The organism is Streptomyces sp. NPDC056479 (genome assembly GCF_042795335.1).
Lineage (GTDB): Bacteria > Actinomycetota > Actinomycetes > Streptomycetales > Streptomycetaceae > Streptomyces.
Map to the genome: position 1 here is coordinate 237,928 of NZ_JBHTRZ010000007.1, position 23,564 is coordinate 261,491.

The following is a 23,564-nucleotide window of genomic DNA, read 5'->3' on the forward strand; positions in this document are numbered from 1 at the left end:
CGGGGCGGGCACAACCCGCCCCGGCCGACCGGAGCCGTACAGCTGTGGCTGCGTACATCATCCGACGCGTCTTCGGCGCGATACTGTTGCTGCTGGTGGTCAGCGCAGTCACTTTCGCGATCTTCTTCCTGGTGCCACGCCTCGGTGGCCAGACCGCCGACCAGCTGGCCACGCAGTATGTCGGCAAGGACGCCAACCCCGAGTCCGTCGCCGCCATCAAGCGGAACCTCGGGCTGGACCAGCCCATCGCCGTCCAGTACTGGGACTACATCAAGGGCCTCGTGGTGGGCGCCGACTACAAGTTCGGTCCCGACGCCACCCACTGTGACGCCCCCTGCTTCGGCTACTCCTTCAAGAGTCACGTCGAGGTATGGCCCCAGCTGACGGAACGGATCCCGGTCTCCTTCTCGCTCGCCGTCGGCGCCGCTGTGATCTGGCTGATCTTCGGTGTGACGACCGGCGTGATCTCGGCGCTGCGCAAGGGCAAGCCCATCGACCGCATCGCGATGTTCATCGCGCTCGCCGGCGTCTCCCTCCCGATCTTCTTCACCGGCCAGGTGCTGAACGCCCTGTTCGTGTACGAGATCCCCATCTGGGACACCATCGAGTACGTCCCCTTCACCGAGAACCCCGCGGACTGGGCCTGGCATCTGATCCTGCCCTGGGTCAGCCTCGCCTTCCTCTTCTCCGCGCTCTACGCCCGACTCACCCGGGCGGGCATGCTGGAGACGATGGGCGAGGACTACATCAGAACGGCCAGGGCCAAGGGTCTCAAGGAGACCTCGGTCGTCGCCAAGCACGGCCTGCGGGCCGCGCTGACCCCGATCGTCACCATCTTCGGCATGGACTTCGGCACTCTCGTCGGCTCCGCCGTGCTCACCGAGACCGTCTTCTCCTTGCAGGGCATCGGTGCCTACGCGGTCCAGTCCATCAAGGACAACGACCTGCCCATCGTCATGGGCGTGACGCTCGTCGCCGCGTTCTTCATCGTCTTCTGCAATCTCGTCGTCGACCTGGTGTACGCCGCCATCGACCCCCGGGTGAGGTACTCGTGAGCAAGCTCGAGAAAGCGGCCCTCGGCGAACCCGCCGTCGCCGCCCCGTCCGACACGGACGACGCGTTCCTGTCCGTACGCGATCTGCGCGTCCACTTCAACACGGACGACGGTCTGGTCAAGTCGGTGGACGGCGTCAGCTTCGACGTGCAGCGGGGCAAGACCCTGGGCATCGTCGGCGAGTCCGGCTCCGGCAAGTCCGTCACCTCGCTCGGCCTGATGGGCCTGCACCGCTCGGCCAACGCCAAGGTCTCCGGCGAAGTCTGGCTGGACGGCCAGGAGTTGATCGCCGCCGACCCCGACGACGTACGCCGGCTGCGCGGCCGCAAGATGGCGATGATCTTCCAGGACCCGCTGTCCGCGATGCACCCGTACTACTCGGTCGGGCAGCAGATCATCGAGGCGTACCGGGTCCACCACAAGGTCAGCAAGAAGGAGGCCCGCAAGCGGGCCGTCGAGATGCTGGACCGGGTGGGCATCCCCGAGCCCCACCAGCGCGTCGACGGCTATCCGCACGAGTTCTCCGGCGGTATGCGCCAACGCGCCATGATCGCCATGGCGCTGGTGAACAACCCCGAGCTGCTCATAGCCGACGAGCCGACCACCGCCCTGGACGTCACCGTGCAGGCGCAGATCCTCGATCTGATCCGGGACCTTCAGAAGGAGTTCGGCTCCGCGGTCATCATGATCACGCACGACCTGGGCGTCGTCGCCGAGATGGCCGACGACCTGCTGGTCATGTACGGCGGCCGGTGCGTGGAGCGCGGATCCGCCGAGGATGTCTTCTCCGAGCCCCGCCACCCCTACACCTGGGGCCTGCTCGGCTCGATGCCGCGGCTGGACCGCGAGGAGACCGACCGCCTCATCCCGATCAAGGGCTCCCCGCCCTCCCTGATCAACGTCCCGTCCGGCTGTGCCTTCAACCCGCGCTGCCCGTACGCCGACATCCCGAAGGACAACGTCACCCGCACGGTCCGCCCCGAGCTGGCCGAGGTCGGCGAGCGGCACTGGGCCGCCTGCCACATGGGCCAGGAGCAGCGGGAGCGTATCTGGACCGAAGAGATTGCGCCGAAGCTGTGAGCGACGAAAAAGCGGTGAAGATCCCCGCGCAGACGGACACCCTCACGAAAGACGGCGCCGCCGACGGCGAGGTCCTGCTGAGGGTGAAGGGCCTTCAGAAGCACTTCCCGATCCGCAAGGGCCTGCTCCAGCGGCAGACCGGCGCGGTGCGCGCGGTCGACGGCATCGACTTCGAGGTGCGCAAGGGCGAGACGCTGGGCGTCGTCGGCGAGTCGGGCTGCGGCAAGTCGACGATGGGCCGGCTGATCACCCGGCTGCTCGAACCGACCGGTGGCTCGGTCGAGTTCGAGGGGCGGGACATCACGCACCTCGGCGTCGGGCAGATGCGCCCGATGCGCCGTGACGTGCAGATGATCTTCCAGGACCCGTACTCGTCGCTGAACCCCCGGCACACCATCGGCACGATCGTCGGCGCCCCCTTCAAGCTCCAGGGCGTCGCGCCCGAGGGCGGCATCAAGAAGGAGGTCCAGCGGCTGCTGTCGGTGGTCGGTCTCAACCCCGAGCACTACAACCGCTACCCGCACGAGTTCTCCGGCGGCCAGCGCCAGCGCATCGGCATCGCCCGCGCCCTCGCGCTGAACCCCAAGCTGGTCGTGGCCGACGAGCCCGTCTCCGCCCTCGATGTGTCGATCCAGGCGCAGGTCGTGAACCTGCTGGACGACCTCCAGGAGGAGCTCGGCCTCACCTACGTGATCATCGCCCATGACCTGTCGGTCGTACGGCATGTCTCGGACCGTATCGCCGTGATGTACCTCGGCAAGATCGTCGAGCTCGCCGACCGCGAGTCGCTCTACACGGCGCCGATGCACCCGTACACCAAGGCCCTGATGTCGGCGGTGCCCATCCCGGACCCGAAGCGCCGGGGCGTCAAGAGCGAGCGCATCCTGCTCCGCGGTGACGTGCCCTCGCCGATCGCCCCGCCGAGCGGCTGCCGCTTCCACACCCGGTGCTGGAAGGCCACGGAGATCTGCCGGACGACGGAGCCGCCGCTGGCGGAGCTGAAGCCGGGCCAGCGGGTGGCGTGCCACCACCCGGAGAACTTCGAGGACCAGCAGCCGCAGGACACGGTGCTGCTGACCGTGGCCAAGGAGGCGGCGGAGCTGGTGCCTGTGGGGGTGTCCGAGGCCGTGGCCGCTGAGGCTGTCACGTCCGAGGCTGCGGCTTCGGAGGAGCCTTCCGAGGCCGCGACCTCAGCCGATGCCCCTGAGGCCGCGACCTCCGACGAGGCCCCCGAGGCCACGTCCTCCGAAGAGGCGCCGGCCGAAGAGGCCGCCGCGGAGGCGACGTCCGAAGAAACGTCCGGCGAAAACTCGGCCGACGACAAGTAACCCAGCCCAGGCCCCCGCCTTCCTTTGCAAGGCGGGGGCTTTGTGCTGCGCAAGAATGTACGGGTGCTCCAGCAATTGTTCAGCCCGTCCGTCCAGCACACGCTCGACCTGATCGGCATCTTCGTCTTCGCGATCTCCGGCGCCCTGCTGGCCGTCCGCAAGAACTTCGACGTCTTCGGCATCGCCGTGCTCGCCGAGGTCACCGCCCTGGGCGGCGGGCTGTTCCGGGACGTCGTCATCGGCGCGGTGCCCCCGGCCGCCTTCACGGACCTGGGCTACTTCCTTACCCCGCTGCTCGCCGCGGTCCTCGTCTTCTTCCTCCACCCGCACGTGGAGCGCATCCAGACCGGCGTGAACGTCTTCGACGCGGCGGGCCTCGGCCTGTTCTGCGTCGCCGGGACGACGAAGGCGTACGACTACGGCCTCAACCTCACCGCATCCGTCGCCCTGGGCCTCGCGACCGCGGTCGGCGGCGGTGTGCTGCGCGACGTCCTCGCCAACGAGGTGCCGTCACTGCTGCGCTGGGACCGCGACCTGTACGCGGTCCCGGCGATCGTCGGCGCCACGATGACCGTCCTGTGCATCCACTACGACGCCCTGAACTCGCTCACCAGCACCCTCGCGGCCGTCACGGCCTTCGTGCTCCGACTGCTGGCGATGAAGTACCACTGGCGAGCTCCGCGTGCCTGGAACCGGCGGTCGACGGTGCGAGAGGAGTAGTTCCCGGCGCCGTGCGGGCCCGGTGCTCGTTCCCCATGACCTCGCTCAGCCAGCGGAACGCCGGGACGACCTGCGGCTTCCACAGCGCCATGGTGTGGCCGCCGGCCTCGCTCGGGACGAACACCACGTTCACGGTCGTGGGAGCCTTCGCGATCCGCCTGAGTGCCATGGCCGCCTCGTACCCGTCGTTCGGCTGACCGGACATGTAGAGCGCGACGCGCGGCGGGACACGGGAGCCCTTGAGGAGCGCGTACGGGTTGTTCGCCGCCCGCAGGGCCGGGGACTTGCCGGCGAGCGACTGGGGCACGGCTACGGGGTCGTTGTAGCCGGACATGCTGACCGCGGCCCGGTACCGGTCGGGGTGCGCGACCGCCAGCTTCGCCGCGCAGTGCGCGCCCGCCGAGTACCCGGCCACCGCCCAGCCGTCCGGCGCCGCCTGGGCCCGGAAGTTGTCCCTGACCATCTTCGGCACGTCGATGCTGAGCCAGCTGTCGGCGTTGACCTTGCCCGGGATGTTCGCGCAGCCGGTGTCCTTGCCCGGCAGCAGCGTGGTGCGGGGCGAGACGATGATGAACGGCTCGACCTGACCGCTGCGCATCAGCGGGGCCAGCTGCTGGGGCGCGTCCATGGTGCCGTACCAGGCCTTCGAAGAGCCCGGATAGCCCGGCAGCACCTCGACGACCGGGAACCTGTGGTTGCGGTACGCGGGCTCGTGGTACTGCGGCGGCAGCCACACGTTGACCTCGGCGTGCACCCCGGACACCCGGCCCTTGAGCTGTGTGACGAGCACCCCGCCCTCCGCGCGCATGCCCGGACCCTTGGCCCGCTGGAAGGTCTGGCGGACCTTGGGCAGCTTCTCCAGGGCGATCCCGCCGGTCCCGCTCGCGCCGAGGTCGGCGGCCTCGTGCACATGGTCGCTGGTGCCGAGCAGATCGCCCCAGTTGTCGTACAGCTGGTTGGAGTTGTTGACCATCGTGAAGACCAGGGCGACCGCGGTGCCCTGCGCGAACAGCACCATCAGCACCCGGGCGACGGCCCGCACCACCTTCGGTCCGCGCACCCGCGACCACAGGCCGAGCGGCAGCACGACGGCGACGAGGCAGAGCGCGACGAGCGTGTAGAGGAACGGCGTCCCGGTGAGACTCATGTCCTGATAGAGGGGGAGACCGGTCCTCGGGTTTCGGGCGAGCAGGGACACTTACCGAAAAGTTGCCCACATCTCGCCGGGGTTGGTGGCCCTCAAAGCGAAAAGCTACCGCTTAGTAGTTTGCTGTTGTACCGTTCATCCATGCCAGAAGCAGCCTCTGCCCCGACGGCCCCGCGGGCCACGATCGGCGACAGCGAGTTCGACCGCGACACCGCGGTCACCCGACGCGAGCCCGGCGTCTACGACATCGACCTCTCCGCCGGCTGGACCATCATCAGCGCCGTCAACGGCGGATACCTGCTGGCCGTCCTGGGCCGCGCCCTCGCGGACGCCCTGCCGCACGGCGACCCGTTCACGATCTCCGCGCACTACCTGACGGCGTCCCAGCCGGGCCCGGCGGTCGTCCGCACGGACGTGGTGCGCACCGGCCGGACGCTGTCGACCGGCCAGGCCTCGCTCTTCCAGTACGACGAGCAGGGCCGCGAGGTCGAGCGGATCCGCGTCCTGGCCTCCTACGGCGACCTGGACTCCCTCCCGGACGATGTCCGTACGACGGCCAAGGTGCCCGAATTCGCGCCCATGGAGCACTGCTTCGGCCCCGAGGACGGCCCGGCGCCCGTCTCCGGCAGCTCGGCCATCGCCGACCGTCTGATGCTCAAGCTCGACCCGTCGACCCTGGGCTGGGCACTGGGCCGGCCGTCCGGGAAGGGCGAGATGCGCGCGTGGTTCGGCCTGGCCGACGGCCGCGACGCCGACCCCTTCTCCCTGCTGCTGGCGGTCGACGCGCTGCCCCCGACCGCGTTCGAGATCGGAATCTCGGGCTGGGTCCCGACGGTCGAGCTGACGGTGCATGTGCGCTCCCGGCCGGCTCCGGGCCCGCTGCGGGTGTCGATCACCACCCGCAACCTCGCGGGCGGCTTCCTGGAGGAGGACGCGGAGGTCTGGGACAGCGAGGACCGTCTGGTCGCCCAGTCGAGGCAGCTGGCACGGGTGCGGCTCGGCTGAGACGCGCTCCGGCCGTGGCGGGAGGCGACGGCTTCTGTCACGGCCCTGTACCAGCGATTAGCGCGCGGAGCCGAGGAAAGGCGCAGGTCATCGAGGCGTCTTGAGGTGTGCTTTGCCCGGCGCACAGGCCGTCGACAGCACGCCCTCAAGGAAGCCCTAAGCGGCGTTGGTTGAGTCCCGCTTCAAGGACTTTCCTCATCTTCCATGGAGCTGTCTCTCATGAAGCGTGCGCGTCTCCTCCCCGCCGTGGCCCTGCTGGCGCTCTCGCCCCTGGCCCTGGCGGCCTGCGGGTCCGGCGACTCGTCGTCGACCTCGAACAGCGGCAACTCCGGTCAGCAGTCGTCCTCGTGCCGGCAGGGGGCGCCCAGCGGGGCGCCGAGTGGTGCGCCCAGCGAGGCGCCTTCGGGTATGCCGAGCGGGGCTCCGTCGGGGGCGCCTTCGGCGGGGGCGTCCGGTGCTCCCAGCGGTGCTCCCAGCGGTGCTCCCAGTGGCGCTCCCGCAGCGGGCCAGGGCGGTGGGCAGGGTGGTCCCGGCGGAGGCCAGGGCGGCGGCTGCGGCGGTCCGGGCGGCGGCCAGGGCGGGGCGGCCTCTGGCGGTGTGCCGAGCGGGGCGCCCAGCGCGGCGGCGTCGGCGACCAAGAGCTGACGCGGACTCCGTACGACGCCCTCCATGCCGTACGACAGGGGCGGCACTCCCGATGGCCGGGGGTGCCGCCCTTGTCGTGTCGCCGGGCCCGTGGGCCGGACGGCGCCCGTGCTCAGTCCAGCCAGTGCGTGCGGCCGATGCTTATCAGCCGCATCTGGCGGGTCGCGACCTGAACGACGCGGCGCCGCTCCTCCTCCGTTGCCTCCAGGACGTCCAGGAACAGCGAGGCCGTCATCAGCATCTGGTCGACGTAGAGGTTGGCGAGCATGAGGAGGTCGTCGTCGTTCCAGCCCTCGGAGACAGGGTCCTTGGCGAGCGCGACCTTCACTTCCTGGGCGAATCGGGCCAGTTGGTCCTGGATCGCCTCCCGGACCGACTGCACTCCGCCGTGCCGTTCACGGGCGATGAAGCGGACGTGGGCCGGGTGGGTCTCGACGTGACGGGCTATCAACTCGACGGCGCTTTCGATGCGTCGGTCGCTGTCGCCGGCCGAGGAGACGATCGTGCGGATCATCGGGTGCAGACTGCCGAGCGCCTCCTCGACGAGGGCGACGCCGAGGTCGGCGGTGGAGCGGAAGTGCCGGTAGAAGGCCGTCGGGGCGACGCCGACGGCGCGTGTGACCTCGCGCAGGCCCAGACTGCTCAGGCTCTGCTCCTCCAGCAGTCCCAACGCAGCGTCCAGGAGCGACTGCCGGGTCTTCTGTTTCTGGGCCTGCCGAATGCCGAGGGTGTGACTCATGCCATGCAGTTAACAACTGTTCTCTGGAATTGAAAAGCCGTAGGGCGCGCTAGACTTGGGGGTCAGTGAACAAGTGTTACTACAACTGTTCACCGAACCGTAACGAGAGAGATCCACGCGAGAGATCTCGAAGGGGGATCCGACCCATGTTGTTCCTCGTCGCCGCGCTCCTGCTGCTGGGCGTTCTGCTGGGCACCGTCGCCCACGCCCCGCTCGCCTTCACCGCCGTCACCGCCGCCGTGATCGCCGTCTGGCTGGGCGTCTTCGCCGCCCGCGAGCGTCACGCCCGCCGCAACTGACATCACCGACCGGCCCGAACCGACCTCTCAGGAGCTGACACCCATGCAACTCACCGCACCGGCCGCAGGCCGCCCCGCAACCCGCACCCGCGACGCAGACGGCATGGCCGTGGCGTCCTTCATCCTCGGCCTCCTCGGCCTCCTGGTCTTCAACATCTTCCTCGGCCCGACCGCCATCGTGCTGGCCGCGGCGTCCCTCTGGCGGGGCACCCGGCGCAAGGGACGGGCCTACCTGGGCATAGGACTGGGGGTCGCCGACCTGCTGGTCCTGCTGGCATTCATGCAGGTGGACAGCACGCTGTCCTGGAGCTTCTAGCGGCGGCCGAGCACGGCCACCGCCCTCAGGGGGGTACGCGGCAAGGGCGCACGACCCGGCCGCAGCCGGGCCGACCTCGATACGTAGCGAGACCGCTTACCGGCGCCCTTTAGAATCGTGGCCACCATGGCTTACCTCGACCACGCCGCGACGACTCCCATGCTCCCGGAGGCGGCAGAGGCGCTGACCGCCCAGCTGAGCGTCACCGGCAACGCGTCCTCCCTCCACGCCTCCGGCCGCCGAGCGAGGCGAACCGTCGAGGAGGCCCGCGAAACCCTCGCGGAAGCGCTCGGCGCCCGCCCCAGCGAGGTCGTCTTCACCTCCGGCGGCACCGAGGCCGACAACCTCGCGGTCAAGGGCCTGTACTGGTCCCGCCGCGACGCCGACCCGGCGAGGGCGCGCACCCGCATCCTGGCCAGCCCCGTCGAACACCACGCCGTCCTGGACGCCGTCCACTGGCTCGCCGAACACGAGGGCGCCGACGTCGAATACCTCCCCGTCGACTCCCACGGCCGGGTCCACCCGGACGCCCTGCGCGAAGCCATCGCCCGCAGTCCGCACGATGTCGCCCTGGCCACCGTGATGTGGGCCAACAACGAGATCGGCACGGTTCTGCCGATCCGCGAACTGGCCGAGGCGGCAAAGGAGTTCGACGTCCCCCTGCACGCCGACGCCGTCCAGGCCTTCGGCCAGGTCCCCGTCGACTTCGGCTCCTCCGGCCTCGCCGCGATGACGGTGTCCGGCCACAAGATCGGCGGCCCGTACGGCATCGGCGCCCTGATCCTCGGCCGCGACCAGACCCCCGTCCCCGTCCTGCACGGCGGCGGCCAGGAGCGCCACGTCCGCTCCGGCACCCTCGACGTCCCCGCCATCGCCTCCTTCGCGGTCGCCGGCCGCCTCGCCGCGGAACAGCAGGAGTGGTTCGCCCGGGAGATCGGCGCCCTGCGCGACGCGCTGGTCGACGCGGTCCGTACGGCGGTCCCGGACGCGATCCTCGGCGGCGACCCGGCACGCGGGGGCCGACTCCCGGCGAACGCCCACTTCACGTTCCCCGGCTGCGAGGGCGACTCCCTGCTCCTGCTCCTCGACGCCCAGGGCATCGAGTGCTCCACCGGCTCCGCCTGCACCGCGGGCGTCGCCCAGCCCAGCCACGTCCTCCTGGCCACCGGCACCGACCCCGACCTGGCCCGAGGCACCCTCCGCTTCTCCCTCGGCCACACCTCCACGGAGGCCGACGTCGAGGCGGTCGCCAAGGCGATCGGGCCGGCGGTGGAACGCGCGCGGGCGGCCGGCCTCACATGAGCGCTACGCGGGCGCCGTACGTGCCGCCCGCACGAGTTTCATGTACCGGTCCCAGTCCCAGTGCTTCCCGGGATCCGTGTGATCGGTCCCCGGCACCTCCACGTGCCCGATGATGTGCTCGCGGTCGACGGGAATGTCGTAGCGCGCGCATATGCGGGCCGTGAGGCGGGCCGAGGCCTCGTACATCTTGTCCGTGAGGTCCTGGGGGCGGTCCACGAAGCCCTCGTGCTCGATGCCGACGCTGCGTTCGTTGTAGTCGCGGTTGCCCGCGTGGTACGCCACGTCCAGCTCGCGGATCATCTGTGTGATGTGGCCGTCCTTGCGGACGATGTAGTGCGCGGCCGCACCGTGCTCCGGGTCCTGGAACACCTTCACCGCGCTGTCGAAGCTGCCCTGGGTGACATGGATGACCACCATGTCTATGCCGTAGTCGTCGGGGCGGTCCGCCCGCCGCCAGTTGGCGTCCGACGCCGCCACCCACCGCGCCCCGGCGAAGTCGACCTCGCCCTCCTTGCGCGGCTTCTCCACGCCCGGCACCCGCCACCACAGGCGTGCCAGCTCGTCGCGGGCCAGCACGGCCGAGCCCACCGCGGCCGCCGTCCCGCCGATGAGCAACGCACGACGCCCGACCTTCCGGTCGCCGTCCTTCGGAGCCTTCCGCTGTCCCATGTGATCGTCAACGGATACTCGGGGGCCCTGGTTCCCGCGCCCCCTTACCCTGGAGGGGTTATGACTGACACCGCGCAGCCCTCCCGCCCCCTCCGCGTCCTCGCCGCCATGTCCGGCGGGGTCGACTCCGCCGTCGCCGCCGCCCGCGCGGCCGAAGCGGGCCACGACGTCACCGGCGTCCACCTCGCGCTCTCCGCGAACCCGCAATCCTTCCGCACGGGCGCGCGGGGCTGTTGCACCATCGAGGATTCACGCGACGCCCGACGTGCCGCGGACGTGATCGGCATCCCGTTCTACGTCTGGGACCTCGCCGACCGCTTCCGCGAGGACGTGGTCGAGGACTTCGTCGCCGAGTACGAGGCCGGCCGCACCCCGAACCCGTGCCTGCGCTGCAACGAGAAGATCAAGTTCGCGGCCCTGCTGGACAAGGCGCTGGCCCTCGGCTTCGACGCGGTCTGCACCGGCCACTACGCGCAGGTCGTACTGCACGAGGACGGCACGCGCGAGCTGCACCGTGCCTCCGACATGGCCAAGGACCAGTCGTACGTCCTCGGCGTCCTCGACGACAAGCAGCTCGCCCACGCGATGTTCCCGCTCGGCGACACGGTCACGACCAAGGACGAGATCCGCGCGGAGGCCGAGCGCCGAGGCCTCGCGGTGGCGAAGAAGCCCGACTCGCACGACATCTGCTTCATCGCCGACGGCGACACCCAGGGCTTCCTCGCGAACCGCCTCGGCAAGGCGGAGGGCGACATCGTCGACGAGTCGGGTGCCAAGCTCGGCACACACGAGGGGGCGTACGGCTTCACCATCGGCCAGCGCAAGGGCCTGCGCATCGGCACGCCCGCCGCCGACGGCAAGCCGCGCTACGTCCTGGACATCTCCCCGGTCGACAACACCGTGACCGTCGGCCCGGCGGCGTCCCTGGACGTCAGCGCCCTCAGCGCCGTCAAGCCCCGCTGGTGCGGCGCCGCCCCGACCGGCCCCGGCACCTACACCGCCCAGCTCCGCGCCCACGGCGGCGAGACCGAGGTCACCGCCGAACTGATCGACGGCTCCCTGGAGGTCACCTTCACCGAGCCGGTCCGCGGTGTCGCCCCCGGCCAGGCGATCGTGCTGTACGAGGACACACGCGTGGTGGGCTCGGCGACGATCGCGTCGACGGTACGGGCGACGCCGACGGCCGTCTGACAGGCGCGCAGACCGGGGGCCGGGCGCCCGGGGGGCTTGGGGCCGTTCACGCCCCGAAGAACTCCACCAGCACCGGCCCCAGCACCTCCGGCTCGACCATGTGCGTCTGCCCCGGAAGGCTCCGGTACGACCCACCGGGCACGGTCTCGGCGACCGCGCGTGCCGCCTCCTGCATCCACGCGGGGCTCGCGCTGCCGGCGACGGCCAGCACCGGGGCCGTGATCGAGGCCAGCCGATCCCGCGGTACCAGGCCGTCGCCCATCACGGCGTTGTCGTAGGCCAGGCTCGGCGCGATCGTCTCCATGCCACGCCACATGGGGGACTGGCGGGCGCCCTGGATCATCTGCTCGGCCATCCCGGCCAGCCGCAGGAACAGCTCGACCGCGTCCCCGCGCCGGCCCTCCTCGAGCGCCTCCGTCAGCCGCTCGGTGTACTCCGCGCGCTCCTTCGCGCCGCCCTCGTAGACCGCGAACGGCACCTCGTACACCGCGACCTGACGCACCGGCAGCCCGCTCGCCGCCGCTTCGAGCGCGAGCGCGCCGCCCGACGAGGTGCCGTACAGCGCCGCCTCCCCGCCCACCGCCTCGATCAGCGCGGCGAGGTCCTCGACCTCGCGCTCAACCGTGTACGGCGCCGTGTCACCGCTCTGGCCGCGCCCGCGCCTGTCGTACGCGACGACCCTGAAGCGCTCCGACAGGGGCACGGCCAGCGGCGCCACCGTGCCCCCCGTGGACATCGCCCCACTGATCAGGATCACCGCCGGGCCCTCACCGGTGATTTGGTAAGCGATGGAGGTGCCGTCGGCCGAGATGGTGTTCTTGTCCATGTCTGTGGAGATTGCCGTACGGCAGGAAACTAATCACTCATGACACTTCGACTTCGTAGAAGCAGAGGTGGTCCTTGATCTCTGCCACGTCCGTCTTCGGGTCCGGATAGCCCCATACGAGATCCGCCGCGTCCGGCAGCGACCAGTAGGAGGCGGTTCCCTTGAAGGGGCAGTAGGTGTGCGTCTCGGAGGGCTTCAGCAGGTCCAGCCGTACGTCCTCCGGCGGGATGTAGTAGCGCACGGGACAGCCCGTCTCCCGCAGGACGAGAGGCCGGTCGCTCTCCGCGAGGACCTGGTCGCCGTGAACCACCCGCACGCGCCGCGTGCCCTGCTCGATCGTGATCGTGTGTCCGTCAGCCATATCCGCACCAGCGCTCACGGGCGCCAGGTTCTTCCCGCGTACGGTGGCTGCATGCGAATCTGCGTCTTCCTCTCCGCCGCCGACCTCGACGACCGTTACACGCGCCCCGCGCGCGAGTTCGCGAAGCTGCTGGGCAAGGGTGGGCACACGCTCGTGTGGGGCGGCTCCGACGTGGGGCTGATGAAGGTGGTCGCCGACGGCGTGCAGGAGGCCGGAGGGCGGCTGTGCGGGGTCTCCGTGGACTTCCTGGCGGCGAAGGCCCGCCAGGGTGCCGACGAGATGGTCGTCGCCAGGGACCTCGCCGAGCGCAAGAGGCTGCTCCTGGAGAAGGCCGACGCCGTGGTGATCATGGTCGGTGGCACGGGAACCCTGGACGAGGCGACGGAGATCCTGGAGCTGAAGAAGCACGGCCACACCGACAAGCCGGTGGTCCTGCTCAACACCGCGGGCTTCTACGACGGCCTCAAGGAGCAGTTCCGCCGCATGGAGGACGAGGGCTTCCTGCCCCGCCCGCTGACCGACCTGGTGCTGTTCGCGGAGGAGCCGGTGGGTGCGCTGGCGTACCTGGAGGAGAGCCAGGGCGTGGAGTGATTTCCCACTGATGCGAGCATGGCGGGCATGGCTACACATGTGATCACCGGAGCCGGTTCCGGCATCGGCGCGGCCGTCGCCCGCCGCCTGCATGCGCGCGGGGACGATCTCGTCCTCCACGCGCGCGACGCGGGCCGCGCGAAGGAGCTGGCGGCGGAGTTCCCCGGCGCGAAGACATTGGTCGGCGACCTCACGGACCCGGACAAGCTGTCCTGGGCCTTCTCCCACCAGTCACTTCCGGACCGCGTGGACTCCCTGCTCCACATCGCCGGAGTCGTGGACCTGGGCCCGGTGGGCGACCTGACCCCGAAGGCCTGGCGCCACCAGCTCAACGTCAACCTGATCTCCCCGGCCGAGCTGACCCGCCACTTCCTCCCCCAACTCCGCGTCGCCGGCGGGCACGTGATCTTCGTGAACTCCGGCGCCGGCCTCAACGCCCACGCGGGCTGGTCCGCGTACGCCGCGTCCAAGCACGGCCTCAAGGCCCTGGCGGACTCCCTCCGCCACGAGGAACACGGCAACGGAGTCCGGGTGACCTCCGTCTACCCCGGGCGCACGGCGAGCCCCATGCAGGCCAAGGTCCACCAGCAGGAGGGCAAGGAGTACGACGCCTCGAAGTGGATCGACCCCGAGTCGGTGGCGACGACGATCCTGATGGCTCTGGACCTGCCGGGGGACGCCGAGGTGAACGACCTGACGGTGCGGCCGGGACGCTGACCGGGCCGGAGGGGTGAAGACCGGTGCCGCGGGTTGCATAGGCTTCCCGGGTGAGTGAAAACAGCCCGTTCGCCTTCGCCCCCGCCACCGGCATCGGCTCCATGCCCGGCGGCGACGCCCGTGAGGCCGCCAAGACCGTCACCGGGTCCTTCGAGGACTTCCCGTTCCTCGCGGAACTGCCCGCCCGTGGCCCCGGCGCGGACATGATCGGCCGGACCGCCGGGATGCTCGTCGAGCTGTACGCGCGCGTGGAGCCCAGCGGGTGGCGGATCGGGGACCGGCCGGGCCGGGACACCAGGCGGGCCACGTCGTGGCTGGGGGAGGACCTCGACGCGCTGGAGGAGTTCACCCAGGGCTACGACGGGCTGCTGAAGGTCCAGGCGGTCGGCCCCTGGACCCTCGCCGCCGCACTGGAGCTGAGGAACGGCGAGGCCGCGCTCTCCGACGCCGGCGCCTGCCGCGACCTCGCCGCCTCGCTCACCGAAGGGCTGCGGCAGCACCTCGCGGAGGTCCGGCGCCGCGTCCCCGGTGCCCGAGTCGTCCTCCAGCTCGACGAGCCCTCGCTCGTCTCCGTACTGCGCGGCCAGGTCAGGTCGGCCAGCGGATACCGGACCCACCGGGCCGTGGACCGGCAGATCGTCGAGGCGACCCTCCGCGATGTCGTCGGGGTTCACGGCGACGACCCCGTCGTGGTCCACTCGTGCGCACCGGACGTCCCGTTCGCCCTGCTGCGCCGGGCGGGCGCGACGGCGATCTCCTTCGACTTCTCGCTCCTCACCGAGCGTGACGACGACGCGATCGGCGAGGCGGTGGAAGACGGCACCCGGCTCTTCGCAGGTGTCGTCCCGGGCACGGACGGCCGATTGTCAGACCCTGCCGGTAGCGTCATGGGTGTCAGGACGTTGTGGCGCAGGCTGGGGCTGTCACCGGCGCTTCTCACGGAGGCCGTCACGGTCACTCCGTCGTGCGGACTCGCGGGGGCTTCCCCCGACTACGCACGCAGGGCTCTCGCCCACTGCGTCCGGGCGGCGAGATCCCTCGCGGACAACCCAGAGTAACGGGAGGACGATACGGTGGCCGGCGACAAGCAAGCGGAGACGACGGCGGTGCCCGCCGAGGCCCGCGAACAGCACGCGCAGCTGGCGGAGCAGGTCGAGGAGCACCGCTTCCGGTACTACGTGAAGGACGCTCCGGTCGTCAGCGACGCCGAGTTCGACAGGTTGCTGAAGACTCTGGAGGCGCTGGAGGAGAAGTATCCGGAGCTGCGCACCCCGGACTCGCCGACTCAGAAGGTCTCGGGTTCGTACGCGACGGAGTTCACGGCGGTCGCGCACCGCGAGCGGATGCTGTCGCTCGACAACACCTTCAACGACGACGAACTCGCCGCCTGGGTCGACCGCATCGCGCGCGAACTGGGCGAGCAGGAGTATCACTTCCTGTGCGAGCTGAAGGTCGACGGCCTCGCGGTCAACCTCACCTACGAGAACGGCCGTCTCACGCGCGCGGCCACCCGTGGCGACGGCCGCACCGGCGAGGACATCACCCCCAACGTCCGTACGATCGCGGAGATCCCGGACCGCCTTCATGGCGACAAGGTCCCCGACCTGGTGGAGATCCGCGGCGAGGTCTACTTCCCGATGGAGAAGTTCCTCGAGCTCAACGAGCGCCTGGTCGCCGCCGGCGACAAGCCCTTCGCCAACCCCCGCAACGCCGCCGCCGGTTCGCTGCGCCAGAAGGACCCGCGCGTCACCGCCACCCGCCCGCTGCACATGGTCGTCCACGGCATCGGGGCCCTGGAGGGCTTCACGGGCATGAGCCGCCTCTCCCAGGCCTATGACCTCCTCAAGACCTGGGGCCTGCCCACCTCGCCGCACAACCGGGTGGTCGAGGACCTCGGCGGTGTACGGGAGTTCATCGCCCACTACGGCGAGAACCGGCACTCCGTGGAGCACGAGATCGACGGAGTCGTCGTCAAGCTCGACGAGATCCGGCTCCAGGGCCGCCTGGGCTCCACCGCGCGCGCACCGCGCTGGGCGATCGCCTACAAGTACGCGCCGGAGGAGGTCAACACCAAGCTCGTCGACATCAAGGTCGGCGTCGGCCGCACCGGCCGGGTCACACCGTACGCCCAGGTCGAGCCGGTCACCGTCGCGGGCAGTGAGGTCGAGTTCGCGACCCTGCACAACCAGGAGGTCGTCAAGGCCAAGGGCGTGCTCATCGGCGACACCGTGGTCATCCGCAAGGCCGGGGACGTCATCCCGGAGATCCTCGGCCCGGTCGTCGATCTGCGCGACGGCAGCGAGCGGGAGTTCGTGATGCCGAGCGTGTGTCCCGAGTGCGGTACGGCGCTCAGGCCCATGAAGGAGGGCGACATCGACCTCCGGTGCCCCAACGCCCGTGCCTGTCCCGCCCAGCTGAGGGAGCGCGTCTCCTACCTCGCCGGCCGCGAGTGCCTGGACATCGAGCATTTCGGCGGGGTGGCCGCCGCCGCGCTCACCCGCCCGCTGGAGCCGGCCGACCCGCCGCTGGTCGACGAGGGCGACCTGTTCGACCTGACGGTGGAGAAGCTGCTGCCCATCAAGGCCTACGTCCTCGACCCGGACAGTGGTCTGCCCAAGCGGGACCCCAAGACGGGCGAGGAGAAGGTCGTCACGGTCTTCGCCAACCAGAAGGGCGAGCCGAAGAAGAACACCCTCGCCCTGCTGGAGCACATCGAGGCGGCCAAGCAGCGCCCGCTCGCCCGGTTCCTCAACGGGCTGTCCATCCGGCACGTCGGACCGGTGGCGGCGCAGGCTCTCGCGCGCGAGTTCCGCTCGGTCGAGCGTATCGACCAGGCCACCGAGGAGGAGTTGGCGGCGACCGACGGGGTCGGTCCGATCATCGCCGCGGCGCTCAAGGAGTGGTTCGCCGAGGACTGGCATCGCGAGATCGTCCGCAAGTGGAAGGCGGCCGGGGTCCCGCTGGAGGAGCAGTCGTCCGGCGAGGACGAAGGCCCCCGCCCGCTGGAAGGGCTTACCGTCGTCGTCACCGGCACACTGGAGCACTTCACGCGCGACGGCGCCAAGGACGCGCTCCAGAGTCGCGGAGCGAAAGTGACCGGTTCCGTTTCGAAAAAGACATCTTTTGTTGTCGTAGGCGACAACCCTGGGTCCAAGTACGACAAGGCCATGCAGCTCAAGGTGCCTGTTCTGAACGAGGACGGCTTCAACGTCCTGCTGGAACAGGGTCCCGACGCGGCGGCCGAAGTTGCCCTCCCCCTGGAGGAGTAACGGTTGAAGGCCACCCGATCGGTGCATACCAGATGCATACGGGTGGCTGGGGCGCATTCGGGCAACCGTCGACGACCGCTGCCCGTAGAAGCCTTCTGCGGCCTACTGTTGAGATATGCACCTGCCGTGCCCAGCTGCGGTCGGGGCATCCCTTTGCTCTTGACGGGCTTCGAAGGGCGAGGGGAAGGGTTTTCCGACGCGGTGCCGTTGAAGGTTTGTCGGGCATCGGGCCGCGTGGCGTGGGCACCGCCGGGTGTGAGAGGGACGGGAATGGAACCGACCGAGAGCGCCGCCCCGCGCTCACGCCTGCGCCGGCTGACCGGCGCATGGCGGGGACGGGCGTCGCGGAGCGCGGAGCGTTCGCGCCCGGAAAGAGGCGCGGGGAGCGCCGCCGGGCCGCCCACCATGGTGGACGGCCGAAGCGTCGGGCCGCTCGGCCCCGAGCACGCCGCCGGGCTGCCGGACCCCGATCATGAACGGCACCTGTCCTGGCCCGCGTTGCCCGCGGCGGTCGTCGCGGCGGCCGGGTTCGTCCTCGGCGCCGGGTTCTACCGGGCGTTCACCGACAACCACGCCCTCTTCCCGTCCGGCACGGTCGGCTGGTCGCTGGCCGTGCTGACCGGCATCATCGTCGGCCACCTGGTCGCGCTCGGCCGCGCCCGCTGGTGGGGCGGCACCGGCTCCGGCGCCGCCCTCACCCTCGCCGTGCTGATGCTGTACGGCTGGGTGCCCGCCGGCATGGTCAGCCTCACCGTCGTCGTCCTGGTCGGTGTCGCCCGCCGCAACCGCTGGCGGCAGGGCGTGCTGCACGGCGCGGTGGACATCCTCGGCATCGCGGCCGGCGCCCTCGTGCTGGCCGCCTTCGGCCGGGTGCCCACCGTGGAGACCCCCTGGAACCCCGACACCTGGACGCTCTACGCCGCCCCCGGCGTGGTGCTCGTCGCCGCCGCCTATCTCGCGGTCACCCGGGTCCTGCTGTGGTACCTCCAGTCCCCACGCGGCGGCCTGCCCACCGTCGAGCGCACCGCGCTGGTGAGACAGGGCCTGGTCGCGGTCGCGCTGCTCGGCATCGCACCGCTGGTGTGCGTCGTCGCCATCGCCAAGCCCCTGCTGCTGCCGCTGTTCTCGATCCCCCTCGTCGCCCTCGACTCCACGCTGTGGATAGCCAGGGCCCGGGCGGAGGAGCAGTTGCGCGACCCGCTGACCGGGCTGCCCAACCGGCAGTGGCTGCTGGAACGCATCTGGACCGCGCTCGACGACGCCGAGCGCATCGGCGCCCGGTCCGCCCTGATGCTGATCGACCTCGACCGGTTCCGATCGGTCAATGACACGCTGGGTCATCTGGCCGGTGACCGGCTGCTGTTGCAGATAGCGGACCGGCTGCGGCTCGCCCTGCCGCGCGGAGCGGAGGCCGCGCGGCTCGGCGGTGACGAGTTCGCCGTCTTACTGCCCGTCGCCGACTCCACGACGTCCGCGACCCGGGTCGCCCGGAGCCTGGTCACCGCCCTCAGCTCCCCGCTGGACCTCGACGGTCTCACCCTGGTCCTGGAGGCCAGCGCCGGAGTCGCCGTCTTCCCGGACCACGCCCTCGACGCCGAGGGGCTGCTGCGGCGCGCGGACGTGGCGATGTACCAGGCGAAGCGGGACCGTACGGGCGTCGAGGTCTACGAGTCCAAGCGCGACTCGAACACCCCGGACCGGCTGGGTCTGCTGGGGGATCTGCGCCGCGCCCTCGACGCGCACGAGGTCGAGCTGCACTACCAGCCGAAGGTCCGCTTCGACGGGCAGGTCGCGGGGCTGGAGGCCCTGGTGCGGTGGGTGCACCCCGAACGCGGGAAGGTGCCGCCGGACGAGTTCATAGCGATCGCCGAGTCGTCGGGGCTGATGCCGCATCTGACGGAGTACGTGCTGGAGACGGCGCTCGGGCAGGTGGCCCGGTGGCGGTCCCAGGGCCTGTTCGTGCCCGTCGCGGTCAACGTCTCGCCGCGCGACGTCCACACCCCCGGCTTCGCGGGCTCGGTCGCCGCGCGGCTCGCCCGGCACGGGGTCCCGGCGGGAGCGCTCCAACTGGAGATAACGGAACACGTCCTCCTGGAGGACCCGCAGCGCGCCGCGGACACGCTGGCCGGGCTGACCGGGCACGGCGTGAAGATGTCGCTGGACGACTTCGGCACGGGGTATTCGTCGCTCGTGCATCTCAGGCGGCTGCCGGTGAGCGAGCTGAAGATCGACCGGTCGTTCGTGGCGCGGCTCGCGGTGGACACCGAGGACGCGGAGATCGTGCGCTGCACCGTGGATCTGGCGCATTCGCTCGGGCTGCTCGTGGTCGCCGAGGGCGTCGAGGACGACGAGACATGGGAGCGGCTGCGCGATCTGGGCTGCGACGCGGTACAGGGATGGCTGGTGGCCGCCGCGATGCCGCCCGAGGAGACCACGGCATGGCTGCTGGCGCGGGGATCGCGCGGGTGGCAGCGGCCGCGCGCGGCACTGCCGGCCGCCGAATGAAGTGCCCTGCCGTGCGGGTCGGCTGAAGAGCTGAAGAAGGGGCGTTCCGCGCGGGGTTGCTAGCTGTCCGCCCCCGCTGTGAAATGCCCCGTCAGCAGGTCCAGCCGCCGCTCGTGCGCCCCCTCCGGCAGCCGCCCGCTCCGCATCAGCGTGACCAGACCGTGCAGGCCCGCCCAGTACGTCTCCGTGAGCAGGCCCGGGTCGTCTCCCTCGGCGGCGATCGGCTCGACCGCCGCCAGCAGTTCGGCGAAGGCCCGCTGCAGGGGTTCGGGGGCCTCGGGGGTGGCGAAGGGCAGGTCCACCCGGTGCGTGAACATCGCGTCGTAGAGCGCCGGCCGGCGACGTGCGAACGCCGTGTACGTCTCGCCCACCGCCGCCAGTGCCGCGCGCCTGCCCCGCGCCGCCGTACGGGCCCGATGCAACTCGTCGGCCAGGTCCGCGCAGCCCTGCACCGCCACCGCGGCCATGATCGCGTCCTTGCCCTTGAAGTGGCTGTAGAGGACCGGCTGGCTGTACTCGATCTCGGCCGCCAGCCGACGGGTCGTCACCGCGTCCCAGCCCTCCGACTCCGCGAGTTCCCGTGCGGCGGTGACGATCAGCCGCTCGCGTTCCGCTCGTTCGCGCTCTTTGCGCGTCTGGATCGACATGCCAGGAATTCTAGCAGCGCTAGCGCAATTGTCGACGCTCTGCTAGCTTCGCTCCTGTCCCTAGCAGTGCTAGCGAGGAGTGAAGACATGACCGTGACCGCCTACACCCTGGCCGTCGTGCTCAACCTGTTCTGCGTGTTCCTCGGGTACCGGTTCCTGTTCCAGCCCGCCTCCGCCGCCACCGGTTACGGCGTCCCCGCCCGGCCGGACGGCGATGCCGGTGCCTATCTCTCGATCAAGGGACTGCGGGACGGCACCTTCGGCCTGATGGGCCTCGCGCTGCTGTTCTTCGTCGGCGCCCGCGCCGAGGCCTGGTTCATGCTCGCGGTGGCGATCGTGCCGCTCTTCGACACACTGATAGTGCTGCGGCACGGCGGTGCGAAGGCCGTCGCCTTCGGGATCCACTTCGCCACGGCGGTCGTCGTCCTGATCAGCGCCGCCCTGCTCTTCCTCGTCTGACCACGTCCTAGTACGTCCGAGTACGTCCGGGTACGCCAAGACCGTCACCGGGGGTTCGACATGTCGCTGTTCGTTCCGAAGTTCGACGAGTCCGTGATCGTCCGCGAGGCCGAGGCGGAGGTCGTCGGCCGCGCGCCCACCACCATGCGTCTGCTGGCCGACAGCAGCCAGACGGGCGGTGCGCTGTCCACCCAGCGCGTCACGCTCGCGGGCGGCGCCGACGGCGCCAAGCCGCACTGGCACGACAACTCCGCCGAGATGTTCTTCCTGCTCGACGGCGCCGCCGAGATCCTCTCCGGCGACGACGTCGTCACCGCAGGACCCGGCGACCTCGTCGTCGTACCGCCCGGCAAACCGCACGCCTTCGCCGCCGTGCCGGGCGCCGACGCCGACCTGCTGATCGTCATCACCCCCGGCGTCGAGCGCTTCGAGTACTTCCGCCATATCCAGCGCATCGCCCTCGGCGAGGCCACCCCGGAGAGCCTGCTGGAGGTGCAGGAGCTGTACGACAACCACTTCATGAGGAGCGAGGTCTGGGAGGGGCGCCGTCACTGACGGACGAGGCCCCTGGGAAACCGTTTCACGGGCACAGGTCCCGGCCCCATAGGATTGGGCCAAACCACACACACTCACCCCAGAGGATCGCTGCATGCCTGGCATCACGCGCGAGGAGGTCGCCCACCTCGCCCGGCTGGCGCGTCTGGAGCTGAAGCCCGAAGAGCTCGAGCACTTCGCGGGACAGCTGGACGACATCATCGGCGCGGTCGCACGCGTCAGTGAGGTCGCCGACCAAGACGTACCGCCGACCTCGCACCCGCTCCCGCTGACGAACGTCATGCGGGCGGACGAGGTCCGTCCGTCGCTCACCCCCGAGCAGGCGCTCTCCGGCGCCCCGGCCCAGGAGCAGCAGCGTTTCAAGGTGCCGCAGATCCTGGGGGAGGACTAAGAAGCCATGACGGACATCATCAAGCTCACCGCCGCCGAGACGGCTGAGAAGATCGCCTCCGGCGAGCTCACGGCCGTGCAGGTCACCGAGGCCCACCTGGCCCGCATCGAGGCCGTCGACGAGAAGGTCCACGCCTTCCTGCACGTCGACCGCGAGGGCGCCCTGGCCCAGGCCCGCGCCGTCGACGAGAAGCGCGCCAAGGGCGAGAAGCTCGGTCCGCTGGCCGGCGTCCCGCTCGCGCTGAAGGACATCTTCACCACCGAGGGCGTTCCCACGACCGTCGGCTCGAAGATCCTCGAGGGCTGGATCCCGCCGTACGACGCGACGCTCACCAAGCGGCTGAAGGCCGCCGACGTCGTCATCCTCGGCAAGACCAACATGGACGAGTTCGCCATGGGGTCCTCCACCGAGAACAGCGCCTACGGCCCGACCGGCAACCCCTGGGACCTGACCAAGATCCCCGGCGGCTCCGGTGGCGGCTCCTCCGCCGCGCTCGCCTCCTTCCAGGCACCCCTCGCCATCGGCACCGACACCGGCGGCTCCATCCGCCAGCCGGCGTCCGTCACCGGCACGGTCGGTGTGAAGCCGACGTACGGGGCCGTGTCCCGTTACGGGATGGTGGCCTTCTCGTCCTCCCTCGACCAGGGCGGGCCCTGCGCCCGTACGGTCCTGGACGCGGCCCTGCTGCACGAGGTCATCGCCGGGCACGACCCGATGGACTCCACCTCCATCGACGCCCCCGTCCCGCCGGTCGTCGACGCCGCCCGCAACGGCAGTGTCCAGGGCATGCGCGTCGGCGTCGTCAAGCAGTTCCGCGGCGAGGGCTACCAGGCCGGCGTCATCCAGCGCTTCGACGAGTCCGTCGAGCTGCTGAAGGAGCTGGGCGCCGAGATCGTCGAGCTGGACTGCCCGTCCTTCGACCTGGCCCTCTCGGCGTACTACCTGATCGCGCCCTCCGAGTGCTCCTCCAACCTCGCCCGCTTCGACGGCCTGCGCTACGGCGCGCGGACCGGCGACGACGGCGGCCACTCGGCCGAGGAGGTCACCTCCCTCACCCGTGAGGCGGGCTTCGGCCCCGAGGTCAAGCGCCGCATCATGCTCGGCACCTATGCCCTGTCGAGCGGGTACTACGACGCGTACTACGGCAGCGCCCAGAAGGTCCGTACGCTCATCACGCGCGACTTCGAGAAGGCCTTCGAGCAGGTCGACGTCATCGTCTCGCCGACGACGCCGACCACCGCCTTCGCGATCGGCGAGCGGGCCGACGACCCGATGGCGATGTACCTCGCCGATCTGTGCACCATCCCGACGAACCTCGCGGGCAACGCCGCGATGTCGCTGCCGTGCGGCCTGGCTCCGGAGGACAACCTCCCGGTCGGCCTGCAGATCATCGCCCCGGCCATGAAGGACGAGCGCCTTTACAAGGTCGGCGCCGCCGTCGAGGCGGCCTTCGTGGAAAGGTGGGGGCACCCGCTCCTGGAGGAGGCTCCGTCGCTGTGAGCAAGCTGTCCAAGGCCAAGGACTTCAAGAAGTCCAAGTCCGGTACGTACCTGTCCATCGCCACCACGGCGTTCGGCGCCGTCGGTGTCGCCAAGCGGTTCAAGAAGGCCCGTGCCGAGAGCGACACGCTGGTCCTGATCGACGCCGCCGTGTCCGCCGCCGCGATCGTCACCGGCCTCGCCATCCTCTACCGCGAGCTGAAGCGGCTGGGCGACGACGACGTCCTGCTGGGCTGAGAGGGAAGTTTC

At 70.5% G+C, this 23,564-nt stretch carries 26 protein-coding genes; 20 read left to right on the plus strand and 6 right to left on the minus strand.

The window, feature by feature from the left end; all coding sequences use genetic code 11:
• The first annotated feature begins 44 nt into the window (after positions 1-44).
• The 4 genes from ACFQ6S_RS27365 to ACFQ6S_RS27380 all read left to right on the plus strand — a co-directional run bounded on the left by ACFQ6S_RS27365 (position 45) and on the right by ACFQ6S_RS27380 (position 4,182).
• Positions 45-1,055 carry an ABC transporter permease gene (locus ACFQ6S_RS27365; RefSeq protein ID WP_383415078.1) on the plus strand — a complete coding sequence of 337 codons (1,011 nt, stop codon included), beginning with the start codon at positions 45-47 and terminating at the stop codon, positions 1,053-1,055.
• Entirely contained in the window at positions 1,052-2,134 is a 1,083-nt protein-coding gene (locus ACFQ6S_RS27370) for an ABC transporter ATP-binding protein (protein WP_383415081.1), read from the plus strand. Before ACFQ6S_RS27365 ends, ACFQ6S_RS27370 begins: the two co-directional genes overlap by 4 nt.
• Positions 2,131-3,462 (plus strand): dipeptide ABC transporter ATP-binding protein, encoded by a 1,332-nt coding sequence (locus ACFQ6S_RS27375; protein ID WP_383415083.1) that lies wholly within the window; start codon positions 2,131-2,133, stop codon positions 3,460-3,462. The genes ACFQ6S_RS27370 and ACFQ6S_RS27375 overlap by 4 nt, the downstream gene beginning before the upstream one ends.
• A gap of 63 nt (positions 3,463-3,525) precedes the next feature.
• On the plus strand, positions 3,526-4,182 hold the full coding sequence (locus ACFQ6S_RS27380) for a trimeric intracellular cation channel family protein (RefSeq protein WP_383415865.1): 657 nt from the start codon (positions 3,526-3,528) through the stop codon (positions 4,180-4,182).
• Here the strand turns inward: ACFQ6S_RS27380 and ACFQ6S_RS27385 are convergent.
• The gene (locus ACFQ6S_RS27385) at positions 4,091-5,329 is read right to left on the minus strand and encodes an alpha/beta hydrolase (protein WP_383415086.1); all 1,239 of its coding nucleotides are present in this window, start codon (positions 5,327-5,329) and stop codon (positions 4,091-4,093) included. The genes ACFQ6S_RS27380 and ACFQ6S_RS27385 overlap by 92 nt on opposite strands.
• 141 nt (positions 5,330-5,470) lie before the next feature.
• Between ACFQ6S_RS27385 and ACFQ6S_RS27390 the strand changes: the two genes are divergently transcribed.
• Together ACFQ6S_RS27390 and ACFQ6S_RS27395 are read left to right on the plus strand one after the other, a co-directional pair.
• Complete coding sequence (locus ACFQ6S_RS27390) at positions 5,471-6,334, plus strand: thioesterase family protein (RefSeq protein ID WP_383415089.1); 864 nt, start codon at positions 5,471-5,473, stop codon at positions 6,332-6,334.
• 219 nt (positions 6,335-6,553) lie between these two features.
• On the plus strand, positions 6,554-6,979 hold the full coding sequence (locus ACFQ6S_RS27395; RefSeq protein ID WP_383415092.1) for a hypothetical protein: 426 nt from the start codon (positions 6,554-6,556) through the stop codon (positions 6,977-6,979).
• 112 nt (positions 6,980-7,091) lie between these two features.
• Here the strand turns inward: ACFQ6S_RS27395 and ACFQ6S_RS27400 are convergent, their stop codons facing one another.
• Positions 7,092-7,718: a TetR family transcriptional regulator gene (locus ACFQ6S_RS27400; protein ID WP_383415094.1), complete on the minus strand. Its 627-nt coding sequence runs from the start codon at positions 7,716-7,718 to the stop codon at positions 7,092-7,094.
• A 146-nt stretch (positions 7,719-7,864) separates the two neighbouring features.
• Between ACFQ6S_RS27400 and ACFQ6S_RS27405 the strand changes: the two genes are divergently transcribed.
• The 3 genes from ACFQ6S_RS27405 to ACFQ6S_RS27415 all read left to right on the plus strand — a co-directional run bounded on the left by ACFQ6S_RS27405 (position 7,865) and on the right by ACFQ6S_RS27415 (position 9,635).
• Complete coding sequence (locus ACFQ6S_RS27405) at positions 7,865-8,017, plus strand: hypothetical protein (RefSeq protein WP_383415097.1); 153 nt, start codon at positions 7,865-7,867, stop codon at positions 8,015-8,017.
• A gap of 43 nt (positions 8,018-8,060) precedes the next feature.
• Positions 8,061-8,333: a DUF4190 domain-containing protein gene (locus ACFQ6S_RS27410; protein WP_383415100.1), complete on the plus strand. Its 273-nt coding sequence runs from the start codon at positions 8,061-8,063 to the stop codon at positions 8,331-8,333.
• Positions 8,334-8,459: 126 nt separating this feature from the next.
• Positions 8,460-9,635, plus strand: a complete 1,176-nt coding sequence (locus ACFQ6S_RS27415) for a cysteine desulfurase family protein (protein ID WP_383415103.1) — start codon at positions 8,460-8,462, stop codon at positions 9,633-9,635.
• A 3-nt stretch (positions 9,636-9,638) separates the two neighbouring features.
• On the opposite strand, the gene ACFQ6S_RS27420 is transcribed toward ACFQ6S_RS27415, so the two are convergent.
• Complete coding sequence (locus ACFQ6S_RS27420; RefSeq protein ID WP_383415106.1) at positions 9,639-10,304, minus strand: N-acetylmuramoyl-L-alanine amidase; 666 nt, start codon at positions 10,302-10,304, stop codon at positions 9,639-9,641.
• A 60-nt stretch (positions 10,305-10,364) separates the two neighbouring features.
• On the opposite strand from ACFQ6S_RS27420, the gene mnmA reads away from it, so the two are divergent.
• Complete coding sequence (mnmA, locus tag ACFQ6S_RS27425) at positions 10,365-11,495, plus strand: tRNA 2-thiouridine(34) synthase MnmA (protein ID WP_383415109.1); 1,131 nt, start codon at positions 10,365-10,367, stop codon at positions 11,493-11,495.
• Between the two features lie 46 nt (positions 11,496-11,541).
• On the opposite strand, the gene ACFQ6S_RS27430 is transcribed toward mnmA, so the two are convergent.
• A complete protein-coding gene (locus ACFQ6S_RS27430; RefSeq protein ID WP_383415112.1) occupies positions 11,542-12,321 on the minus strand; it encodes an alpha/beta fold hydrolase in 780 nt (259 codons plus the stop codon).
• A gap of 37 nt (positions 12,322-12,358) precedes the next feature.
• Entirely contained in the window at positions 12,359-12,682 is a 324-nt protein-coding gene (locus tag ACFQ6S_RS27435) for a DUF427 domain-containing protein (protein WP_383415115.1), read from the minus strand.
• Positions 12,683-12,733: 51 nt separating this feature from the next.
• Here ACFQ6S_RS27435 and ACFQ6S_RS27440 point away from each other — a divergent pair, with 51 nt between their 5' ends.
• The 5 genes from ACFQ6S_RS27440 (at position 12,734) to ACFQ6S_RS27460 (ending at position 19,764) form a co-directional block, all read left to right on the plus strand.
• Positions 12,734-13,273 carry a TIGR00730 family Rossman fold protein gene (locus tag ACFQ6S_RS27440; RefSeq protein WP_383415118.1) on the plus strand — a complete coding sequence of 180 codons (540 nt, stop codon included), beginning with the start codon at positions 12,734-12,736 and terminating at the stop codon, positions 13,271-13,273.
• Between the two features lie 18 nt (positions 13,274-13,291).
• Positions 13,292-13,990: an SDR family oxidoreductase gene (locus ACFQ6S_RS27445; RefSeq protein WP_383415120.1), complete on the plus strand. Its 699-nt coding sequence runs from the start codon at positions 13,292-13,294 to the stop codon at positions 13,988-13,990.
• 50 nt (positions 13,991-14,040) lie between these two features.
• The gene (locus tag ACFQ6S_RS27450) at positions 14,041-15,048 is read left to right on the plus strand and encodes a methionine synthase (protein WP_383415123.1); all 1,008 of its coding nucleotides are present in this window, start codon (positions 14,041-14,043) and stop codon (positions 15,046-15,048) included.
• 15 nt (positions 15,049-15,063) lie between these two features.
• Positions 15,064-17,259, plus strand: a complete 2,196-nt coding sequence (gene ligA, locus ACFQ6S_RS27455; protein WP_383415125.1) for an NAD-dependent DNA ligase LigA — start codon at positions 15,064-15,066, stop codon at positions 17,257-17,259.
• A gap of 270 nt (positions 17,260-17,529) precedes the next feature.
• A complete protein-coding gene (locus ACFQ6S_RS27460) occupies positions 17,530-19,764 on the plus strand; it encodes a putative bifunctional diguanylate cyclase/phosphodiesterase (RefSeq protein ID WP_383415127.1) in 2,235 nt (744 codons plus the stop codon).
• A gap of 59 nt (positions 19,765-19,823) precedes the next feature.
• Here ACFQ6S_RS27460 and ACFQ6S_RS27465 read toward each other — a convergent pair whose 3' ends face one another.
• Positions 19,824-20,411 (minus strand): TetR/AcrR family transcriptional regulator, encoded by a 588-nt coding sequence (locus ACFQ6S_RS27465; protein WP_383415130.1) that lies wholly within the window; start codon positions 20,409-20,411, stop codon positions 19,824-19,826.
• Positions 20,412-20,498: 87 nt separating this feature from the next.
• Between ACFQ6S_RS27465 and ACFQ6S_RS27470 the strand changes: the two genes are divergently transcribed.
• From ACFQ6S_RS27470 to ACFQ6S_RS27490, 5 genes are all read left to right on the plus strand, one after another.
• On the plus strand, positions 20,499-20,870 hold the full coding sequence (locus ACFQ6S_RS27470; protein ID WP_383415132.1) for a DUF4267 domain-containing protein: 372 nt from the start codon (positions 20,499-20,501) through the stop codon (positions 20,868-20,870).
• 60 nt (positions 20,871-20,930) lie between these two features.
• Positions 20,931-21,425 (plus strand): cupin domain-containing protein, encoded by a 495-nt coding sequence (locus ACFQ6S_RS27475; protein ID WP_383415134.1) that lies wholly within the window; start codon positions 20,931-20,933, stop codon positions 21,423-21,425.
• 94 nt (positions 21,426-21,519) lie between these two features.
• Positions 21,520-21,816 carry an Asp-tRNA(Asn)/Glu-tRNA(Gln) amidotransferase subunit GatC gene (gene gatC, locus ACFQ6S_RS27480; RefSeq protein WP_007384860.1) on the plus strand — a complete coding sequence of 99 codons (297 nt, stop codon included), beginning with the start codon at positions 21,520-21,522 and terminating at the stop codon, positions 21,814-21,816.
• Positions 21,817-21,822: 6 nt separating this feature from the next.
• The gene (gene gatA / locus ACFQ6S_RS27485; RefSeq protein WP_383415137.1) at positions 21,823-23,316 is read left to right on the plus strand and encodes an Asp-tRNA(Asn)/Glu-tRNA(Gln) amidotransferase subunit GatA; all 1,494 of its coding nucleotides are present in this window, start codon (positions 21,823-21,825) and stop codon (positions 23,314-23,316) included.
• Positions 23,313-23,552 (plus strand): hypothetical protein, encoded by a 240-nt coding sequence (locus tag ACFQ6S_RS27490; protein WP_194040287.1) that lies wholly within the window; start codon positions 23,313-23,315, stop codon positions 23,550-23,552. Before gatA ends, ACFQ6S_RS27490 begins: the two co-directional genes overlap by 4 nt.
• The last annotated feature ends 12 nt before the right edge of the window (positions 23,553-23,564 follow it).

What these genes read in the sequence shown, in the direction of transcription:
- ACFQ6S_RS27415 (WP_383415103.1), top strand. Translation starts at nt 8,460, where the DNA reads ATGGCTTACCTCGACCACGCCGCGACGACTCCCATGCTCCCGGAGGCG.
- gatC (WP_007384860.1), top strand. Translation starts at nt 21,520, where the DNA reads ATGCCTGGCATCACGCGCGAGGAGGTCGCCCACCTCGCCCGGCTGGCG.
- mnmA (WP_383415109.1), top strand. Translation starts at nt 10,365, where the DNA reads ATGACTGACACCGCGCAGCCCTCCCGCCCCCTCCGCGTCCTCGCCGCC.
- ACFQ6S_RS27430 (WP_383415112.1), bottom strand. Translation starts at nt 12,321, where the DNA reads ATGGACAAGAACACCATCTCGGCCGACGGCACCTCCATCGCTTACCAA.
- ACFQ6S_RS27390 (WP_383415089.1), top strand. Translation starts at nt 5,471, where the DNA reads ATGCCAGAAGCAGCCTCTGCCCCGACGGCCCCGCGGGCCACGATCGGC.
- ACFQ6S_RS27410 (WP_383415100.1), top strand. Translation starts at nt 8,061, where the DNA reads ATGCAACTCACCGCACCGGCCGCAGGCCGCCCCGCAACCCGCACCCGC.
- ACFQ6S_RS27465 (WP_383415130.1), bottom strand. Translation starts at nt 20,411, where the DNA reads ATGTCGATCCAGACGCGCAAAGAGCGCGAACGAGCGGAACGCGAGCGG.
- ACFQ6S_RS27470 (WP_383415132.1), top strand. Translation starts at nt 20,499, where the DNA reads ATGACCGTGACCGCCTACACCCTGGCCGTCGTGCTCAACCTGTTCTGC.
- ACFQ6S_RS27440 (WP_383415118.1), top strand. Translation starts at nt 12,734, where the DNA reads ATGCGAATCTGCGTCTTCCTCTCCGCCGCCGACCTCGACGACCGTTAC.
- ACFQ6S_RS27405 (WP_383415097.1), top strand. Translation starts at nt 7,865, where the DNA reads ATGTTGTTCCTCGTCGCCGCGCTCCTGCTGCTGGGCGTTCTGCTGGGC.
- ACFQ6S_RS27400 (WP_383415094.1), bottom strand. Translation starts at nt 7,718, where the DNA reads ATGAGTCACACCCTCGGCATTCGGCAGGCCCAGAAACAGAAGACCCGG.
- ACFQ6S_RS27385 (WP_383415086.1), bottom strand. Translation starts at nt 5,329, where the DNA reads ATGAGTCTCACCGGGACGCCGTTCCTCTACACGCTCGTCGCGCTCTGC.
- ACFQ6S_RS27435 (WP_383415115.1), bottom strand. Translation starts at nt 12,682, where the DNA reads ATGGCTGACGGACACACGATCACGATCGAGCAGGGCACGCGGCGCGTG.
- gatA (WP_383415137.1), top strand. Translation starts at nt 21,823, where the DNA reads ATGACGGACATCATCAAGCTCACCGCCGCCGAGACGGCTGAGAAGATC.
- ACFQ6S_RS27475 (WP_383415134.1), top strand. Translation starts at nt 20,931, where the DNA reads ATGTCGCTGTTCGTTCCGAAGTTCGACGAGTCCGTGATCGTCCGCGAG.
- ACFQ6S_RS27460 (WP_383415127.1), top strand. Translation starts at nt 17,530, where the DNA reads ATGGAACCGACCGAGAGCGCCGCCCCGCGCTCACGCCTGCGCCGGCTG.
- ACFQ6S_RS27420 (WP_383415106.1), bottom strand. Translation starts at nt 10,304, where the DNA reads ATGGGACAGCGGAAGGCTCCGAAGGACGGCGACCGGAAGGTCGGGCGT.
- ACFQ6S_RS27445 (WP_383415120.1), top strand. Translation starts at nt 13,292, where the DNA reads ATGGCGGGCATGGCTACACATGTGATCACCGGAGCCGGTTCCGGCATC.
- ACFQ6S_RS27395 (WP_383415092.1), top strand. Translation starts at nt 6,554, where the DNA reads ATGAAGCGTGCGCGTCTCCTCCCCGCCGTGGCCCTGCTGGCGCTCTCG.